The sequence below is a fragment of the Zobellia sp. 1_MG-2023 genome (assembly GCF_030549125.1).
Classification (GTDB): Bacteria; Bacteroidota; Bacteroidia; order Flavobacteriales; family Flavobacteriaceae; genus Zobellia; species Zobellia russellii.
On sequence record NZ_JAUOSY010000004.1, the window covers coordinates 359,084 to 379,054 of the forward strand.

Sequence of the window (19,971 nt, forward strand, 5' to 3'; positions counted from 1 at the left end):
AGAAAATGTGAGCTAAGTTATCATGACGTTAAATTAGAAGGATAAGACAGTTGGAATTCAAATAAGTTTGTTAGTTTTGCGACTTAGTTTTTTTTAATGGCTTCAGAAATAAAAAAAATAGGTGTTTTAACTTCTGGCGGAGATTCCCCCGGCATGAACGCAGCAATACGCTCAGTTGTTAGAACATGTGCCTATATGAAAGTAGATTGCGTAGGTATCTACAGAGGATATCAGGGCATGATAGAGGGGGATTTTAAGCCAATGGACGCAAGAAGCGTTAACAACATTATAAATAAGGGTGGTACCATTCTTAAATCTGCACGTTGTGACGACTTTAGAACGCCAGAAGGAAGGAAAAAAGCTTATGAGCAACTGCAGGCAGAAGGTATTGATGCATTTGTAGTTATAGGTGGAGACGGTAGTTTTACCGGTGCCATGGTATTCAACCAAGAATATCATTTTCCTGTAATAGGTATTCCCGGAACAATAGATAATGACATATTCGGTACTTCCAATACGGTTGGCTTTGATACGGCTATGAATACTGTAGTAGAAGTAATCGATAAAATTAGGGATACAGCCAGTTCTCATAACCGACTTTTCTTTGTAGAAGTTATGGGTAGGGATGTTGGGCATATTGCTTTAAACACTGGAGTTGGCGCAGGAGCGGAAGAAATTCTTATTCCAGAAGCTAATCGTGGTCTTGAGCGTTTGTTAGAATCGTTAAAGCGCAGCAAAAAATCCGGAAAATCTTCTAGTATCGTTGTTGTTGCCGAAGGTGATAAAATAGGAAAAAGTGTCTTTGAGCTTAAGGAATATGTAGAGGAGCATTTACCTATATATGATGTAAGGGTATCCGTATTAGGACACATGCAACGTGGTGGTGCACCATCTTGTTATGACAGGGTGCTGGCCAGTAGAATGGGTGTAAAGGCGGTAGAAAGTTTGTTGGAAGGCCAGACCAATTTTATGGTGGGTATCCAGAACAACAAAATTATATTAACTCCTATCAGTAAGGCTATTAAGGGTCATACTAAAATAGATAAGGAGCTTATTAGGGTTTCAGAAATAATGACAACATAATTAAATTCAAAACAATAGAACATGTCAGATTTAAAAATAGGAATTAACGGATTTGGCCGTATCGGAAGATTGGTCTTTAGAGAAACTGTAAGAAGAGAAGGCGTAGATGTGGTTGCCATCAATGATTTGTTGGATGTTGAGCACTTGGCCTACCTTTTAAAGTATGATTCCGTACACGGTAAGTTCGAAGGTACTGTTGATGTTCAAGATGGTAACTTGATCGTCAACGGTAAAACTGTAAGAATTACAGCAGAGCGTGATCCTAAAAGTATTAAGTGGGATGCAGTTGGTGCTGAAATAGTTGCTGAATGTACCGGTATTTTTACAACTTTGGAAACTGCACAATATCATATTGATGGTGGTGCTAAAAAAGTAGTTATCTCTGCTCCGTCTAAAGATGCGCCAATGTTCGTAATGGGTGTTAACCATAAAGAAGTGAAAGCTTCAAACACTATTGTGTCCAATGCATCTTGTACTACTAACTGTTTAGCTCCTATGGCCAAAGTATTGAACGATAACTTTGGTATTGAAGAGGCTTTGATGACTACAGTTCACGCTACTACTGCAACACAAATGACTGTTGATGGTCCTTCTAGAAAAGACTGGAGAGGTGGTAGAAGTGCTATGTTGAATATTATTCCTGCGTCTACTGGTGCTGCTAAAGCGGTAACTAAAGTTATTCCTGCATTAGAAGGAAAACTTACTGGTATGGCCTTTAGAGTTCCAACTGCAGATGTTTCTGTAGTAGATTTAACGGTTCGTCTTGAAAAGGAAACTTCTTACGAAGAAATCAAAAAAGCTTTTAAAGCAGCTTCTGAAGGTGAGTTGAAAGGTGTTCTAGGATATACTGAAGAGGCTCTTGTTTCTCAGGATTTCGTAAGTGATAAACGTACAAGTATTTTTGATGCCGGCGCCGGTATTGAATTAAACTCTAAGTTCTTCAAATTAATTTGCTGGTACGATAACGAAGCTGGTTTTTCTAACAAAATGGTAGATTTAGCTCAGCACGTTGCTAGTTTGTAATTTTTTTGAATATTACTAATGGTAATCCTGAGAGTGGGCAAAAATTTGCTTATTTTCAGGATTATTTTTTTAAAAGAACATTATGATTTTAATTGTAGATAGTGGGGCCACAAAATCGGACTGGATTGCCTTGGACGAAAAGGGAAATCAGTTGTTTTTGACCCAAACGTTAGGGTTGAGCCCAGAGGTATTAACAAGAGAAGTAATAGAAGATAGACTGGCCAATAATTTTGAGCTTTCTAAAAACAGGGATAAGGTTTCTAGATTGCATTTCTATGGCGCAGGATGTGGAACGGAGCGTATGAAGAGTTTCCTTAGGGAAATCTTTAAAGAGTTTTTTCCAAATGCAAAGGCCGATGTTAAAGAAGATACCTACGCAGCTATTTTCTCTACAACAAAAATTGGTCATCAAGGTATAGTCTGTATTCTGGGAACGGGTTCTAATTGCAGCTATTATGATGGGCATCAGTTGTTCCAGAAAGTAACTTCGTTAGGCTATATCCCTATGGATGATGGTAGTGGTAACTTTTTTGGAAGAAAGTTGATAAGGGATTACTATTTCCACAAAATGCCGCAAGATTTAGGAATCAGATTTGCCAAGGAATATGATTTGGATGCTGATGTAATAAAGGAAAACCTGTACAAGCAGCCTAACCCAAATACATATTTGGCCACGTTTGCCCGCTTTTTAGTTGAGAATAAAAATCACCCTTATTGCAAAGGAGTAATTGATAAAGGTTTTCAGCAGTTCGTAAACAACTATATCATGCAGTTTGAGTTGGCTACAAAGGTGCCAATTAACTTTGTGGGGAGTATTGCTCATTACCTAAGAGATGAGCTGGTAACTGTATTGGAACGTAATGATTTGATTGTTGGTGTTATTAGACAACGACCAATTGAAGGTCTTATGGAGTTCCATAAGGAAACCTTGTAACAATCTGTATAAAGAAAACAAAACGGCCTTGGTTAACAACCAAGGCCGTTTTGTTTTATCGCACTGCTATCACAGAAATTTCAACATTTACGAATTTGGGCAAATTGGCTACTTCAACGGTTTCTCTGGCTGGAGCGGTTTCACTATCAAAATAGGAACCGTAAACTTCGTTTACTTCTGAAAATTGATTCATGTCCGTAAGGAAAATAGAACTCTTCACCACGTTTTCAAAAGTCATATCAGCTTCCGTAAGTATCGCTTTTAAGTTTTCCATAGATTGGCGAGCCTCTCTTTTAATATCTCCTTGAACAAGCTCTCCTGTGGCAGGGTCAATGGGTATTTGTCCCGAAACGTATAGGGTATCTCCGCTTAGAATTGCTTGATTGTAAGGTCCTATTGGGGCCGGGGCGTTAGTGGTGTTTATTATTTTTTTCATGATGATGTATTTTGGTTTAAAAGGAAAAGGTTGGGCTCAAAGCCATCAACGGTAGCAAATATAAATAAGAAACGGTGAAGAATTTAGCTTCTTAACGCTGACTTCGGTTTTCCCATTTCAAATCACTAAGAATAGAACTTTTTATACCGATAAAGAAATACCATCTGGAGTATTGGCCAAATGGAGTCCAGTTAAAGTTCATTCTAAAACTTTTAAGATCTCGTTCAAAACGCAATTGAGTCAAGGTGAAGCCTTTATTTTTGAAATCATAACCACTGGAGCCACCAACCTTCCAGCGGGGAGAAAGTTCTATATCTCCTGAAAACATTAGAGAGTGGCTACTAAACTCGTTCTGGCGGGCCGAATTGAAATAACTGGCCGAATAAGCTAACCTGAAATTCCAGGGTATTTTTGTCCCGTAGCGCGGGTTGTCAATATCTTCATCTTCGTCTCTGTCGTAATCGTCCCCACCACGGCGGTCATCAAAATTATCCGCCCTTCCAAAGAGGTCGTCATCCCTACCACCGCTTTGTGCTACATAATCGTACGCCCCGGCTTCATCTTCGTCCTCTTCTTCTTCATCCTCCTTTTTTCCAAAAAAGGTTTCACTGTCTATAGAGTACCCAATATTAAGATTGGCCTGGGTAAGTCTAAAAAGGCTGCCTCCATTATCAATATTAAACTTTTCTATTCTTCGGCCATTGTTGTCTATGGCGTAGGGGTCCAACCCAGCGGAAAAGTTAATGGACATTTTATTGTCTAGAATGTTTGTTCCACCGTTAATTCTAAGTGGGCTTAGTTTTAAGGAATCCGATTCAAAATTATATCCGGTAGAAATATTAAAATTGCTAAGAATAGGAACTTTTTTAGGTTCGGTGGCTGTTGAATCCTTGTCCCTCACTTTAGCTTCCAAGGTGTTGGCCAAAGAAAAACTAAGACTATTACTTTTCCCTAAGCTTGGAGCTCCGTTTAAGGTACCCTCAAAACGGCTGTACTGTACAACTTCGCCAGTATCATTATTGAGGTATTCGTCATAAAACTGGTCAAAGGAAGGGGAGTAGCCGTAACTTAACGAAGGTCTCATAACATGCCTAAGTGCTTGAATTTTTTTGTCTTCCCCAAAATTAAAAGTACCGTAAACGGTAGTTCCAACGCTGGCACTCATATTGTATTTGTTGTAGCGGTCAAAACCGGAAATCGTATCCCGTACTACGGAGCCAATGGCGCCGTCCTCACCAAGTTCGTACCGCTGGGTAAACGTTTCCAGGGTCCATACGTCTTCATAGCTACCACCCATAGTAACGCTAAAAAATTTGGCAACTTTAAAGTTGGTGCTGATGGGGATTCTGTGTCTGGCACCCACTTTGGCATTATCGAACATGGCCGCTTTTAGAAAATCCTCATCATTGGTAGTAAGAGAGTTACGAGCGTTTACATCATATTGAAAATTAATATTCTGTATTACGCCTTTTTTTATACCGTCCTTTTTTGCAAATGGAAATATACGTTCCATACTGGCCTGAAAAGTAGGCAATGTCATTTGTATGTTGTCTTGATCAGGATTGGCCCGGGCCGTAGGACTCGTATTTTGCGAATGGCTGGCCGTAAGGCTCATGTTTACGGACGGATAGGCCGGAAATGTCTTTGAATATGAGATAGATGATGACAGGTTATTGTTCTGTGTCAAAGGCAAGTTAACCTGGTTTAAAGAGTTCTGGTAATAAGAACTACTTCCTAAGTTTACGGATGCCGAGAAACGTGAATTAGGACTGGCTTTGGTATCCTGGGAGTGGGATATTTGAATGTTCCAGACCTTGCTATTGCTGTAATCGTCAAACCCTTTTTGGCTGGTTACAAGATTTTCATACCTAAAGTTTACGTTACCACGATAGCGATAGCGTTTGGTATACACACTCTGTGTTCTAAAACCATAGCTTCCGTTAGTATAGAAATCTCCCGTAAGGGTAATATCCGCATAATCGGAGAAAGGAACATAATACCCTCCGTTCTGTAAAAAGTAACCTCTGTCCGGATCGTTACCGAATGTAGGCATCATTAAACCTGCAGACCGGCCAACTGTTAAGGGGAAATAGGCAAATGGCAATGCCACGGGCGTGGGAACATCTGCTATGTAAAGATTACTGAAACCGGCAATAACCTTCTTTTTAGGGACAAACTTCGCCTTTCTAATACGGATGTAATAATCTGGATTTACCGTATCGGTTGATGTCGTGAGTTTTCCTTCATGTAAAAAGTAAACTGAATCATTTTCTTTTTTTGTGATTTCGGCATATACCTTCATGGCATCACTTCCCAATTGTCCAAGACCTGCTTGTTGTTCGGTTCTGGAATTCCAGATAAGTGCTTTTTGGGTGTCAAAATTAAAGCGGATACTATCCGGTCTTACCTCATTGTCTCCCTGTTTAAAATAGGGGAGTTGGGTGTAGTTACCCAGGGAATCTTTGATCCGGCCGGCATATACCTCGTTCTTTATATAGTCCATTATAATGATACCCGCCTTTAACTCGGTATCTTGATAATAGATTTCCGCTTCGTTGTAGAGGTATATCTTTTGGTCCTTTTGGCTAAGTTTAACGTAATCCTTGGCCTTGTATTTAATTTTATCTAGAAGAAGAGGGTCCTTTCCATTTTTTCTTTTTAAAGCGGTGGAGTCCCCTGAAATACTGTCCTTTTTAGCCGGGTCGGGAAAAAGTGGCGCAATAATTGTATCCTTTTCTGCCTTAATGGGTAATGGTATAATACCATCTTCTTGTGCAAGTGAGGAGAAAGTGCCAACAAATAGCAATGCCAGTAAAAGAAAAAGATGTTTGTTTGATTGCAAGGCTATATATCCTATTTTTGTAACCGTTTGGCTTTATTTTCGGAGTCCAAACTTACATATATTTTTCGTTCCCCATACAGGGTGTTACCATAAATTTAACCATAATGAAGGCTTATAAACATAGTGAGAACATGCGCGTACGACGGTTTCTTTTATTTCCTATTGTTTTTTTAACACTATTATTATCTTCTTTTCACAAAAATAATGCCCAAGATAACGATAATGATAAGTTTGTTGTGGTGTTGGATGCAGGTCATGGTGGTCATGATCCCGGCAACCTTGGAAACGGCTATTTAGAGAAGAAAATAGCACTGAATATTGTATTGAAGGCGGGTAAGGAATTGGAGAAGAATCCGGATATAAAGGTAATCTACACGAGGGATGACGATACATTTGTAGACCTTTATGAACGAGGGCAAATAGCCAACAAAGCCAATGCCGACCTTTTTGTTTCCGTACATTGCGATTCCCATACATCCAATGCACACGGTGCCGGCACCTTTGTTTTGGGGTTGCATGCCAATAAACAGAATTTTGAGATTGCAAAGAAAGAGAATTCCGTTATCTATCTAGAGGACAATTATAAAGCCAAGTATGCGGATTATGATATAAATTCTCCAGAATCGGTTATAGGTCTTACCATTATGCAGGAAGAGTTTTTGGATCAGAGCATTGCTTTGGCAAAAGCTATCCAAGATAATTTTTCCAATAAATTAAAACGTACCGATAGAAAGGTAAAACAAGCCGGGTTTATTGTTTTACACCAGACCGTAATGCCAAGTGTATTGGTAGAAACAGGTTTTTTGACCAATAAAGAAGAAGGTGCGTATCTCAATTCCAGTAGAGGTCAGAATGAAATGGCCACTTCAATTGCAGAAGCTATTCTTACCTACAAAAAGAATGCGATGGCCAATATAGCGGATTTCACACCCAATACCATTCCAGATGTGCCAGAACCGGAAGTTGTTAAGGCACCAGCAAAAGAAGAGAAAGCTAAAAAGGAAAGTCCGGTTAAGAAAAAAGTGGCAACAAAGAAAATAGAAGATAAGCCGTCTGTGGCCAAGACTACCGAGGTTGCAGTAGAAGAAAAAACAAAGAATGCGGTTCAGATTATAGATGAGGCCAAAGAAAGTGGTGAAAAAGCTGTTTCGGTTAAAGAGGAGCCTAAAGAACAGAAGGCACCGGATACACCATCCAAAACTAAATCTAATGTTATTTATAAGGTTCAAATTATGGCTAGCGCCAAAAATATTCCGTTACGACCCTCCTCTTTTAATGGGTTGAACCGGGTTGAAAAGGAGCCTTATAAAAACCTGTTTAGGTATGTTTATGGAAAAACAAGTTCGCTAGAGGAAGCAAAAATGTTGAAGTCCAATGCCGATTTAAAAGGGTATAAAACATCATATATTGTGGCCTATAGAGATGGTAAGCGTATACCTTTTAAAGATAGCCTCAAGTAGGTTTCACAGCAATAAATAAGTACCTTCCATATTTTATTTCTAATTTTGTTAGAGACCTTCAGCTTTATGAAAGTCTCTTATTAACCCAAAATCGATCCTTTTGAAACTATCCAGGGAAATCAAAACAGGAATTATCGTTATAGGCGGTATACTGTTGTTCATCTTAGGTTTTAGCTACTTAAAATCGTCGCCATTGTTTGAAGATGGTAAAACTTTAAATGCTGTTTATAAGGAAGTTGGAGGCCTGCAGGTAGGGACTCCGGTAACCATAAATGGTTTTGTGGTGGGGAACGTTACCGGTGTGAAATTTAAAGATGAAAGCGGAGATTTATCGGTGGAACTTTTTATTAAGAGCGATTTCGATTTTTCTAAAAATAGTACCGCAGAACTCTATGACACAGGTATTATAGGAGGTAAGGGTATTCAGATAAAACCTGTTTTTGATGGTGCTCCCATGGCAAAAACGGGAGATACTTTACCAAGTAGAATTCAATTGGGGCTTACACAATTGGTCCAAAAACAACTTACTCCTCTGCAACAAAAAGTAGAAGGCGCGGTTACGAATGCAGATAGTTTGCTTATGAACGTAAACGAAGTTCTGGATGATAAGGCCAAAAGAGATTTAAGGGAAACTTTAAGCGGATTGAACAGTACCGTAGCTAGTTTTCAAAAAAGTGCCGAAGTGCTTAACAGAATTTTGAGCAGTAATGAGAGTAGATTGAACGAATCTTTGGATAATTTTGAAACATTGACATCCAATTTTGCTAAACTGTCCGATTCATTGAATAACGCAGGCTTAGGACGTACATTGGCAAATCTTGAGTCTACTATGGGCAATTTAAATAAACTGATGGCCAATATAGAAAAGGGAGACGGTACATTAGGTAAGCTCATGAAGGACGAAGAATTGTACAATAATTTAAACAATGCATCTAGAGAATTAGATTTGTTGTTACAGGATTTTCGTTTAAACCCGAAACGATATGTAAATGTTTCTGTTTTTGGTAAAAAGCAAAAGGAATATGAACTTCCTGAAGAAGACCCGGCCAACCCTCAACAAACTGAACAATAAATGGAATACTTACCCAATATTTTATTTTTAATCGTACTCGTAGCCGGTATTGGCTTCTTTGCTAGGAATGTAAAACGTTTGTCCAGAAATATTAAGCTGGGTAAAGATGTTGATGTGTCCGATAATACAGGGCAGAGATGGAAAAATATGGCCAAGATAGCCTTAGGGCAGACCAAGATGGTCGTTCGTCCTATTGCGGGTTTCCTTCATATTATCGTCTATGTGGGGTTCATTATCATAAATATTGAAGTTGTAGAAATTATTTTGGACGGTCTTTTAGGAACACATCGTCTTTTTGCCCCACTCGGTACAGTTTACGATATTTTAATAGGTTCTTTTGAAATATTGGCTTTTTTGGTTATTGTAGCTGTAACCGTTTTCTGGATTCGTAGAAATATTGTCCGGATTAAAAGATTCTTAAAACCGGAAATGACCGGTTGGCCTAAAAAAGATGGTAACCTTATTCTTTATATAGAATTAGTGCTAATGGTGCTTTTTTTGACCATGAACGGTGCTGATTACCAGTTGCAACAGATGGGTGCTGCACACTATACGGAAGCCGGCATGTTTCCAGTAAGTCAGTTTATAGCACCACTTTTTGACGGAATGTCCGTGAGTTCATTAATTCTTGTTGAACGCACGGCATGGTGGTTACACATTATAGGTATACTTTGTTTTTTGAACTATCTGTACTATTCAAAACACTTGCACATACTTTTAGCTTTTCCTAATACATACTACGGAAAATCAGAGCCTAAAGGACAGTTTAAGAATTTAGATGCGGTAACCGCAGAAGTCAAATTGATGATGGACCCGTCTGCCGACCCTTTTGCCGCTCCAGCCGAAGAAGAGTCTGCCGAACCGGCTAAATTTGGGGCTTCGGATGTTATGGATTTGAGTTGGGTACAACTGTTAAACTCTTACACGTGTACCGAGTGTGGCCGTTGTACGGATGAATGTCCTGCCAACCAGACCGGAAAAAAGCTGTCTCCTAGAAAGATAATGATGGACACCAGAGACAGGTTGGAAGAGGTAGGCAAAAATATAGATGCCAATAAAGGCCAATTTGTTGATGACGGGAAGCAACTTTTGGATGGTTATATTACCCGAGAAGAACTTTGGGCGTGTACTACTTGTAATGCATGTGTACAAGCTTGCCCGGTAAGCATTGATCCGCTTTCTATAATTATGGATATGCGTCAATACTTGGTAATGGAGGAATCTGCCGCTCCTACGGACCTCAATAATATGATGGGTAACGTAGAGAATAATGGCGCTCCTTGGCCTTTTAACCAAATGGACCGATTAAATTGGGCTAAAGAAGAATAGGTATAGTCTTTTAAGGACACTAGAATAATTTATAGAACTTGAATTTTATAGAATGGCGAACGAATTAAGAGTTCCAACAATGGCAGAGCTTTTTGCTGCAGGTCAAAAACCCGAAGTTTTGTTTTGGGTTGGCTGCGCAGGTAGTTTTGATGATAGGGCAAAAAAGATAACCAAAGCATTTGTTCAATTGTTGAATAAGGCAAATGTTTCTTTTGCCGTTTTGGGAACCGAAGAAAGCTGTACCGGAGACCCGGCAAAAAGAGCGGGAAACGAATTTTTGTTCCAAATGCAGGCAGTCACCAATATAGAGGTGATGAATGCCTATGGGATTAACAAAATAGTTACGGCCTGTCCGCATTGTTTTAACACCATTAAAAATGAATACCCCGGTTTGGGCGGTCATTACGAGGTAGTTCATCATACGCAATTCTTGAAAAAGCTTTTTGAAGATGGAAGAATTACTTTGGAAGGTGGAAAATTTAAAGGTAAGCGTATAACCTATCATGATCCGTGCTATTTAGGTAGGGCCAACAATGTTTATGAAGCTCCCCGGGATTTGATCCGTAAATTGGATGCAGAGCTTATAGAAATGAAAAGCTGTAAGGAAAAAGGACTATGTTGTGGTGCCGGTGGTGCCCAAATGTTCAAGGAGCCGGAAAAAGGCAATAAGGACGTTAATATAGAGCGAACCGAACAGGCATTGGAAACACAGCCGGAAATTATTGCCGCCGGGTGCCCGTTTTGCAATACTATGATGACGGATGGTGTAAAGAATAAAGAGAAAGAAGGAGCCATTGCAGTAATGGATATAGCAGAGCTTATGGCTTCTGCCGAAGACTTATAAATGCCCCAATAAGAACCCCAAATTTAGAACACTAAAATGCTAGTAGAATTTAATACATTACCCAATGCTTCACGCATTTGGATTTATCAAGGTAGCCGCAGCTTTACCGAAACAGAACTAGAAGAAATTCAGAAAGAGTTGGATGCGTTCATTACCGAGTGGACGGCTCATGGCAGTCAATTAAAGGCCGGATACGAAATTAAATATAGGAGATTTATAGTATTGGCTTTGGATCAGAGTGCTACAGCGGCATCAGGTTGTTCTATTGATGCATCTGTACATTTTATTCAACATTTAGAAAAAAAATACAATGTTGAGCTGTTGGATAAGATGAATGTTTCCTATAAGCAAGGAGAGCATATTGCCTACAAGCCTCTTGTGGATTTTAAAAAGATGGCAAAGCAAAAAGCCGTCTCAAAAAACACCATTGTTTTCAATAATCTAGTTACCAACAAAGAGGAATATCAGGAACATTGGGAGGTGCCGGCATCGGAAAGTTGGCATTCCCGTTTTATGTAGTAATACTATTTTTTTATTTTCTGAGGTATTGATTTCATTATATATATCGGATGAAATGCAATATTCCTTTTAGTTTTTAGTTATTGCCATAGATCTATTTTATAATGCGGTTTTTTCCTGTTTTTTCCTTTCTTTTTTTCGTATTTCTGAGTGTCAGTGCCCAGCAACATCCTTTGGTAACCAAAGATAGTTTGGCGCAGAGCAATTGGGTAGATGCGCGATACAATGAAATGACCTTGGATCAAAAGCTGGGGCAACTTTTTATGGTTATGGTAGCTTCGGACCAGGCAAAATCCAGTACGGACAAGATAAAAAGCCTCATTAAGGAACAGCAAATAGGAGGGGTTATATTTTCCACCGGAGGTCCAATTAGACAGGCAAAACTTACCAATGAATTTCAATCTGTAGCAAAGGTACCCCTTATGGTTGGTATGGATGCGGAATGGGGTTTGGCCATGCGGTTGGATTCTACCTACGCTTTTCCTTGGAACATGACCTTAGGGGCTATTACGGATAACACCATTGTTTATAAGGTAGGTGAGCGAATAGGGCAACATGCCAAGCGCTTAGGTGTCCATATTAATTTTGCTCCTGATGTAGATATCAACACAAACCCACAAAACCCAATAATAGGTAACCGTTCTTTTGGTGAAGATCGAGAAAATGTAGCCGAAAAAGGTATTGCCTTTATGAAAGGTATGGAAAGTGCAGGGGTACTTTCTAGTGGAAAGCACTTTCCGGGGCATGGAGATACGGCCACGGATTCACATAAAGCTCTTCCTATCATCAATTTTACAAGAGAACGTTTGGATAGTGTAGAATTATATCCGTTTAGAAGGTTGATAGATGAGGGCCTAAGTAGTGTAATGGTAGCACATTTAGAAGTTCCGGCCTTGGAACTGAAAAAAGAGCTTCCTTCTTCGCTGTCGGAACAAATTATTTCAGGTTTGCTCAAAGAAGAAATGTGCTTTGAGGGTCTGGTTTTTACCGATGCCCTTAACATGAAAGGCGTAACCAACCACGGTAAGGACGGTGATGCTGAAGTAGCTGCGTTTATGGCCGGGAATGACATTCTATTAATGCCTACAGAGGTGGCAAAGGCTAAAGAAAAACTAACAAAAGCATATAATAAAGGGAAAATTTCCGAAGAAAGATTGGCTAGTTCGGTAAAGAAAATTCTAATGGCCAAATACAAAGTGGGACTCAACGACTACAAACCCATTCAATTAGAGAATTTATATGAGGATTTAAATTCTAGAACGGATGATTTGGTCTATGAAGAGGCTATTGAAAAGGCACTTACTGTTGTAAAGAACAACTTTTACCTAATGGGCATAAAGCAATTGGAGAATAAAAAGATTGCTTATGTAAAGTTTGGCGATGCGGATAGCGACCCATTTGTTGAAGAACTGAACAAGTATGCTAAGGTTACTCAGGTAAATGCGAGCGATATTGGCACGCTAAAGAACAAACTTAAAGATTACAACTTGGTGATTATTGGTCATCATAAGAGCAATGAAAGTCCGTGGAAAGCCTATAAATTTTCAAAAAAAGAACTGCAATGGTTGAAGGAGATAGCCGAGGAAAGGACTTCCAACCTCATTCTATCTGTATTTGCTAAGCCCTATGCGCTCTTAGATGTACCTTCTTTCAAAAGTATAGACGCGGTGTTGGTCGCCTATCAAAATAGTGAATTGGCACAGCGTAAGGCCGCTCAAGCGATTTTTGGTGCTATTCCTACGGATGGAAAGCTTCCTGTTACAGCAAACCAAGATTTTCCTGTTAATACTCAGGTGAAGTTAAAGTCTCTGTTACGGTTAGGATACAGTTACCCGGAAAGAGTAGGTTTTGATGCCGCTAAACTGGCCCAAGTAGATACTTTGGTAGGGCATGGAATTGATTCGTTAATGTTTCCCGGGGCTCAGGTCTTGATTGCCCGCAAAGGGAAGGTTGTTTACAATAAAGGTTTTGGAAAGCCTACCTATGATTCCAAGGATAGTATTACCACTCAGAGTATTTATGACTTGGCATCCATCACTAAAATTTTAGGAACACTTCCTATGATTATGAAAATGGAAGAAGAGGGAGATATTAAACTTAATAGTACATTTCAAGATTTAATCCCGGAGTACGCAGATACGGAATTAAAAAATGTTACCGTATTAAAAGCTTTGTCCCATTATGGGCGCCTTCCGGCATGGATTGCCTTCTATGTAGATACGCTTGATAAAAACCGAAAGCCCTCAAAGGAGTTCTATAGAACGGAACCAACTGATGGTTTTTCGTATAAGGTAACGGACAAGTTATATTTGACCGATGCTTATAACGATTCAATTTATAATAGGATTGGGCGTCAAGATTTAAAATCCAACCGGTACCGATATAGTGATGTAGGGTATTATGTCATGAAAAAATATGCAGAAAAAGTAGGCGGGAAACGGTTAGATGAGCAAGTAGATAAGTTTCTGTATCAACCGATAGGTGCAACAAGTACGGCATATAATCCACTTGAGAAATTTCCAAAAAATAGGATTGTTCCATCTGAAGAAGATAAGTATTACCGCTATGAAACCGTTCAGGGCTATGTTCATGATATGGGCGCTGCCATGCAAGGCGGTGTAGGAGGCCATGCAGGCCTTTTTAGCAATGCGGAAGATGTAGCTAAGATTATGCAAATGTACTTGCAGAACGGTATGTATGGGGGAACCAGGTTCTTGGACGCCCGTACCGTGAAAAAATTCAATACCTGTTATTTTTGTGATGAAAATGTGAGACGGGGTGTAGGTTTTGATAAACCCCAACTAAAAGATAGCGGACCTACTTGTGGATGCGTTTCAAGGAAAAGTTTTGGGCATAGTGGTTTTACGGGTACGTACACTTGGGCCGATCCTGAGGAAGAGATTGTTTATGTGTTCTTATCCAATAGAACATACCCGTCTTCATCCAATACACTTTTGATAAAATCAGGGTTAAGAACCCGGATTCAGCAGGTTATCTATGATGCCATTCTAAATTAAATCAATCTTTTTTCATGTTGTACTTCACTGTATATCAATTTCTCAATTGATATACAGCGCGTTTCGTGTGCAATCTAGAGGCAGGTTTAAAATTTAGAACAACTTATACCGACATACTTTATAGATTTAGCTAAATTTGACTAATGAAAATAGCAATAGTTTGTTACCCTACTTTTGGGGGCAGCGGTGTAGTAGCCACAGAACTGGGTATAGCTTTGGCCAATAGAGGTCATGAAGTTCATTTTGTAACCTATAAGCAACCGGTTCGTTTGGGGCTTTTGGGCAACAAGATTTATTTTCATGAGGTTCATGTGCCCGAATATCCTCTATTCAAATATCAGCCTTATGAACTGGCCTTATCAAGTAAATTGGTAGATACTATAAAGCTTCATAAGATAGACCTTCTTCATGTGCACTATGCAATACCGCATGCGTATGCAGGTTACATGGCAAAAAAGATGTTGGAGGAAGAAGGCATATACGTACCTATGATTACAACACTGCATGGTACGGATATTACTTTGGTTGGTAAGCATCCGTTCTATAAACCTGCGGTTACCTTTAGCATCAATAAATCGGATGTGGTTACTTCGGTTTCAGAAAACCTGAAACAAAACACCATGGAAATTTTTGATATAAAAAAGGAAATAGAGGTTGTACCCAACTTTATTGATAAATCAAATTACAGCACATCTTTTACGGACTGTCAGCGTTCTTTGATGGCAGAGGATGATGAACGGATTATCACCCACATCAGTAACTTTAGAAAGGTAAAACGTATTCCTGATGTAATTGAGATTTTTGACCGGGTACAGAAAGAAATTCCGGCCAAATTGGTAATGGTAGGAGAAGGTCCTGAAAAAGCAAATGCCGAAAGGTTATGTGAGGAAAAAGGAATTTCGGATAGGGTGATATTTTTAGGGAATAGTAATGAGATAGACCGGATACTGTGTTTTTCCGATTTATTTTTATTGCCATCCGAGTCGGAGAGTTTTGGATTGGCCGCTCTGGAAGCCATGATAAATAAAGTACCTGTTATTTCCAGTAATGCTGGAGGTATACCAGAGGTTAATGAACATGGAATTACCGGTTTCTTAAGTGATGTTGGCGATGTTGTGGATATGGCTAAGAATGCCATAAGTATTTTAAAGGACGATGCAACTTTGGAAACGTTCAAGAAAAATGCCGTTATTTCTGCTGAGCGTTTTGATATAATGAAGGTTTTACCTTTGTACGAAGCCCTTTATGAAAAAGCATATAAGGCAAGATTTGATAAATCGTATAGTTAGTATGAAATCCGTTCTCTTAATTTTTTTAGTCTTGTTTTCAACCTGTAAAGTGCAGGAGAAGAGGGCAGAGAATGATGGAGAATTACAAACCCTAACCCAAGCCCGATTGCAACTTATAGAAAGTGATAATTATAGCGGTTCGGACCAAGAAGAATTCTTGGTAGTTACGGATATGAAAACGTTGCAGAAGTTTTATTCAACGGTTAACAGAACAAGGAAACCAGGGTTACCGGTCCCTCAAGTAGATTTTTCAAAGGAAGTTTTGGTTATTTATTGTGCTGGAAAGAGGGAAAACTCCTTTCAACCTAGGTTGTTCGTTGAAAATGAGACCGAAGACCAGCTTGTTTTAAAAGTTGAAAATATTACCGGTAACGTTGATACATCAACTTCTATAATTACACCGTTCTCCGTATACAAATTACCACTTACACAGAAAAATATCCTCTTACAACAGTAACGTTAAGGGCTGTTAAGAATATTATAATTCCAGCAGACCATCGAATTTTGTTACCGTTCAAAGTGTATTGTAGTCTTATTGGTTTGATAGTCATTACTTTGTAGTTAGAACACCCAAATCTAATTGCTATGAAAACCTATACGTATTATATAGTGGCTATGCTATGCGCTTCGGTCAATTTGCTACAGGCACAAGAAGAACTTCAACTTACCAAAAAAGATAGTATTTTAAAGAGCTCATGGATGTTTGGCATTGGCTACAACATTGTGGATGATTCTGGTGATGTTTTTGACGAGCTCTTTTCATTTGGCGAGCAGTGGAACGTACTTTCTTATCCATCTAGGGTAAGCATAGGCAGATATTTTAAAAGTGGAATAGGAGTAGAGGCTATTGGTAGCTATAATAAATATAAGATAGGTAAGTTTATTGATGGAGAAACAAACCTTGAAGAATCTCACTACTATGGGCTGGATGCAAGATTAACTTATGATCTTAATAAAATTATAGGACAAACGGGCTGGTTTGACCCCTACTTGGGTGTTGGTGCTGGCTATACAGATGCGAACAATCAGCCAAGGGGAACTTATAATGCGGTTGTAGGCTTTAGAACTTGGTTTTCCGATAGAATTGGACTGGATTTTAGTTCATCAGGAAAGTGGTCGGCCAATAATGATCAGGCCACCAATCATTTGCAACATGCTGCCGGAGTAGTGTATCAATTTGGCATAGAAAAGGGATTGTCCAAAAAAGGAGAAGAGAAGTTGGCCCTAATGGAAGAATTGGCCCAAAAGCTTCAAAAAGAAAAAGATTCTCTTGCTGCCGTTGAGCAACGGGAAAGAGAACAGGCTGCAATAGCCGCTCGCTTGGCGAAAGAAAAGGAAGAGGCACGTTTGGCTGCTGCAGAAAAGGCCAAATTAGAGGCAGAGAACCAACGTAAAGCAAAAATAAAAGCAGAAATTAATGATTTAGGTTTTGCTTACTTTGACTTGAATTCATCCTACTTAAATGCAAAATCGAAAAAAGTATTGGATGGGTTAGCGGTTATTCTGGAAAAACATCCGGAATTGGAATTGAAAATTACTTCCCATACGGATTCTAGAGGTGCATCAAAATATAATGACTGGTTATCCCAAAGAAGGGTAGATAGAACCAAAGCCTATCTTTTGAAGAAGGGCGTTGAAGCTAGTAGACTTTCTGCCGAAGCTTATGGTGAAAGCAATTTGTTGAATGAATGTGATGATACTACGCATTGTAGTGAAGAAAAGCACCAAATAAACAGACGATCAGAATTTATAATTGCTAAATTTTAGTTACTAAGAGATTAAGCCTTTCTTAAGCCATTTTCTCTTGGCCCAAAAGTTGAACTTAATATAGTAGTAGGATAAATTTACCGGCCAAGAAAGCCAATAGAAGCCTTTGTAGTACAAGAAGGGTTTTATCTTTACCAAGTATCTAAAGACCTTTTCAGGCGATTTTATAAAGGTTTTGATAAGACCTATTTTGGAAATAGTTATTTGATTGGGGTCGTATTCTAGACCAACTTTATTTTCGCCTACGTTTTGGTAGAACCCCTTAGTAATTTGTTTTATGAAATTAAGCTTCTTTCTGTTGGTGAATATACCAGTTCGTAAAGCCATATCCGTTATATACTCCTGGGTTACTTGCTCTGAGTAATCTATAGGACGAAGTTCTGTAAACAGATTTTTAAATTCTGTGTACATGTAATCTTGAATAGGAGAAATAAATTTATCGAAAACCATTTTCTCATTGGGTTCATGGTATTCAACGGTTGGGGACTCTCCTTCTTCTGCAAACTTATAGGCTAATGTACTGCCATGGGGTGCAGCTAACAATTGTTCGTAAAGTTGTCCATTTGCCATTAGGATATCATCATAGAAATCTTGGCTAGGATATATGGAGAAATTCAAACCAAATCTTTTGGTGTCCTTTTCTATATTATATATTTCCTTTAAACCTAAGTAGTACCCGGTTACCGGTGTTTTCTTATTTAGGAACTTGTAAATACTCTCTTGCATGGTTCCTCCCCAACCAACATCAACTAGGGCAAGGCCATCTTTTTCATAATTGGCTCCAAAAGATTTTAGATACGTTAAAAATGCAGTTTTCTGTAAATTTCTATTTTTCTCGTAGGCAATTTGAAAAGCTTCGTTTTCTCTAAGAAGTTCCATAGTGGGCGATTTAAAGAAGTCCGTTATGGTCTCGTCCTTAGAGGCGGGTATGTCTTTGGTAATGTTGTTCTTGGTAGTGTCCGAAAAAGGAAACCAATCAAGAAAATGCTGTAAGGACATATCTCCAAACTTCCTTAATAGCTCTTCAAAATCTTCGTTTTCCAAAGGTCGCAAGGCCAGTTGGGTGGCAGATTGTCTAGAAGCCTTTAGGTAATGTGTGTTTATCTTTTCTTCACATTTAAATAAGTTCATTTCTTGATAACAATCAAACAATTGTTTTAGAAAATGACCTTCTCTGGCGAGGAAAAATAAGTCTTTGGTCCCATTTCTTCTGGCATTAATATAGAGTCTTTCCGTAAAGAAATAGAAATGAATTATATATTCACTAAACTTATGTTCACTATTTAAACATCTTGATTTAATAAGGTTACAGGCCTTTCTAAAATCATTTTTATCAGATCCTAAAAGATTACGTTTGTTCCTGAATTTATGCGAAAAATGTTTTAAATGTAAGGAGTCAATAGCATATTTGGAGGCGTTTATATCATCACTTTTTTTATTGTCTCCAATCATCAATACAGATTTAGCTTCTGTATTGGTCTTATCAAGTACATATGGGTATAATCCACCTTTTTCTTTACTAAGTCCTACGGTACTTGATATAAATACAGCATCAAAGAGGTCTGCAATTTTATGATGCTCTAGTATTCTTAAAATTACCCTTTTGGAAAGGTAAAAGTCTGATAGTAAATATATTTTATATCCTTTCTGTTTATAATACGAAAGAATTTCAATAAGCTCGTCATTTTTAAACTGAACGGATATTTCCGCAATATAATCTGCGTTTTCAAATAGGTTTTTGAATCTAGCGAATGGAACATCATGTAGATTCTCTGAATTGATAAGTCTTCTGTAGACTTCTTCAATAACCTCTTTGTATTTTATCTCCAGTGTAGACCGGTGTTGCTTTTTCCCGAGGTACAATAATGATTCGTTACGTATTGTAAAGAGTTTTTCGGAAGAAAGTTTCATACCAAGCTCCCGGACCATAAATTTGCCCCATAAGCGTAAAGCATAGTTGGGGTGTACAGTACGATGAACTAGTGTATCAAAGAAGTCTGTAAAAAGAACTTCCCGATTTGGAAACCGCGAAATTCTACGCTTCAGGTCTATCAAGGGGGATCAGTTAAAATAATTTAATTAACTTCTAATTGACAGATCTAACGGATAAATAGAAGAAAAATTATTGGGGATCTATGATAAATAGAAAGAATAATATCTTCTTTCAATTCTGCGAACCAAACTTTTAGGGTCGACTTTTGGGAACTTTTATTTAATTCAGCCACGATGTTCTCGTTTACGGGGTTTAACTGCGAATATATACGACGAAGTGTAGTGTCTGGACGTTTTTTAAGAAAATATTAAGAAAATATTCGATGAACGGCAGAACCGGTTTTAAAAAGCCGGTTTTTTCTCT

Annotated in this window: 15 protein-coding genes; 12 read left to right on the top strand and 3 right to left on the bottom strand. The window is 38.6% G+C overall.

Annotated elements, in window-relative coordinates; all coding sequences use genetic code 11:
• Window positions 1–96 precede the first annotated feature (96 nt).
• The 3 genes from pfkA to Q4597_RS11055 all read left to right on the top strand — a co-directional run bounded on the left by pfkA (window position 97) and on the right by Q4597_RS11055 (window position 3,040).
• The gene (pfkA, locus tag Q4597_RS11045) at window positions 97–1,083 is read left to right on the top strand and encodes a 6-phosphofructokinase (RefSeq protein ID WP_215914265.1); all 987 of its coding nucleotides are present in this window, start codon (window positions 97–99) and stop codon (window positions 1,081–1,083) included.
• Between the two features lie 21 nt (window positions 1,084–1,104).
• Window positions 1,105–2,106, top strand: a complete 1,002-nt coding sequence (gene gap, locus Q4597_RS11050; protein ID WP_215439938.1) for a type I glyceraldehyde-3-phosphate dehydrogenase — start codon at window positions 1,105–1,107, stop codon at window positions 2,104–2,106.
• 82 nt (window positions 2,107–2,188) lie between these two features.
• Window positions 2,189–3,040, top strand: a complete 852-nt coding sequence (locus Q4597_RS11055) for an N-acetylglucosamine kinase (protein ID WP_303406255.1) — start codon at window positions 2,189–2,191, stop codon at window positions 3,038–3,040.
• A 55-nt stretch (window positions 3,041–3,095) separates the two neighbouring features.
• Here the strand turns inward: Q4597_RS11055 and Q4597_RS11060 are convergent, their stop codons facing one another.
• Entirely contained in the window at window positions 3,096–3,476 is a 381-nt protein-coding gene (locus Q4597_RS11060; protein ID WP_303406256.1) for a RidA family protein, read from the bottom strand.
• Between the two features lie 91 nt (window positions 3,477–3,567).
• Window positions 3,568–6,318, bottom strand: a complete 2,751-nt coding sequence (locus Q4597_RS11065; protein ID WP_303406257.1) for a putative LPS assembly protein LptD — start codon at window positions 6,316–6,318, stop codon at window positions 3,568–3,570.
• 104 nt (window positions 6,319–6,422) lie between these two features.
• On the opposite strand from Q4597_RS11065, the gene Q4597_RS11070 reads away from it, so the two are divergent.
• From Q4597_RS11070 to Q4597_RS11110, 9 genes are all read left to right on the top strand, one after another.
• The gene (locus tag Q4597_RS11070; protein ID WP_303406258.1) at window positions 6,423–7,778 is read left to right on the top strand and encodes an N-acetylmuramoyl-L-alanine amidase; all 1,356 of its coding nucleotides are present in this window, start codon (window positions 6,423–6,425) and stop codon (window positions 7,776–7,778) included.
• A gap of 100 nt (window positions 7,779–7,878) precedes the next feature.
• Window positions 7,879–8,850: an MlaD family protein gene (locus Q4597_RS11075; protein WP_215914269.1), complete on the top strand. Its 972-nt coding sequence runs from the start codon at window positions 7,879–7,881 to the stop codon at window positions 8,848–8,850.
• Window positions 8,851–10,179, top strand: coding sequence for a (Fe-S)-binding protein (locus tag Q4597_RS11080; protein ID WP_215914270.1), 1,329 nt, complete (start codon window positions 8,851–8,853; stop codon window positions 10,177–10,179).
• Window positions 10,180–10,231: 52 nt separating this feature from the next.
• A complete protein-coding gene (locus Q4597_RS11085; RefSeq protein ID WP_303406259.1) occupies window positions 10,232–11,023 on the top strand; it encodes a (Fe-S)-binding protein in 792 nt (263 codons plus the stop codon).
• 36 nt (window positions 11,024–11,059) lie between these two features.
• A complete protein-coding gene (locus Q4597_RS11090) occupies window positions 11,060–11,542 on the top strand; it encodes an ABC transporter ATPase (protein WP_215439951.1) in 483 nt (160 codons plus the stop codon).
• A 104-nt stretch (window positions 11,543–11,646) separates the two neighbouring features.
• Window positions 11,647–14,559 (top strand): glycoside hydrolase family 3 N-terminal domain-containing protein, encoded by a 2,913-nt coding sequence (locus Q4597_RS11095; protein ID WP_303406260.1) that lies wholly within the window; start codon window positions 11,647–11,649, stop codon window positions 14,557–14,559.
• 143 nt (window positions 14,560–14,702) lie between these two features.
• Complete coding sequence (gene bshA / locus Q4597_RS11100; protein ID WP_303406261.1) at window positions 14,703–15,848, top strand: N-acetyl-alpha-D-glucosaminyl L-malate synthase BshA; 1,146 nt, start codon at window positions 14,703–14,705, stop codon at window positions 15,846–15,848.
• A 1-nt stretch (window position 15,849) separates the two neighbouring features.
• Window positions 15,850–16,305, top strand: coding sequence for a hypothetical protein (locus Q4597_RS11105; RefSeq protein ID WP_303406262.1), 456 nt, complete (start codon window positions 15,850–15,852; stop codon window positions 16,303–16,305).
• Between the two features lie 128 nt (window positions 16,306–16,433).
• Window positions 16,434–17,615 carry an OmpA family protein gene (locus tag Q4597_RS11110; protein WP_303406263.1) on the top strand — a complete coding sequence of 394 codons (1,182 nt, stop codon included), beginning with the start codon at window positions 16,434–16,436 and terminating at the stop codon, window positions 17,613–17,615.
• Between the two features lie 3 nt (window positions 17,616–17,618).
• On the opposite strand, the gene Q4597_RS11115 is transcribed toward Q4597_RS11110, so the two are convergent.
• The gene (locus Q4597_RS11115; protein WP_303406264.1) at window positions 17,619–19,670 is read right to left on the bottom strand and encodes an HAD family hydrolase; all 2,052 of its coding nucleotides are present in this window, start codon (window positions 19,668–19,670) and stop codon (window positions 17,619–17,621) included.
• Window positions 19,671–19,971: the final 301 nt, after the last annotated feature.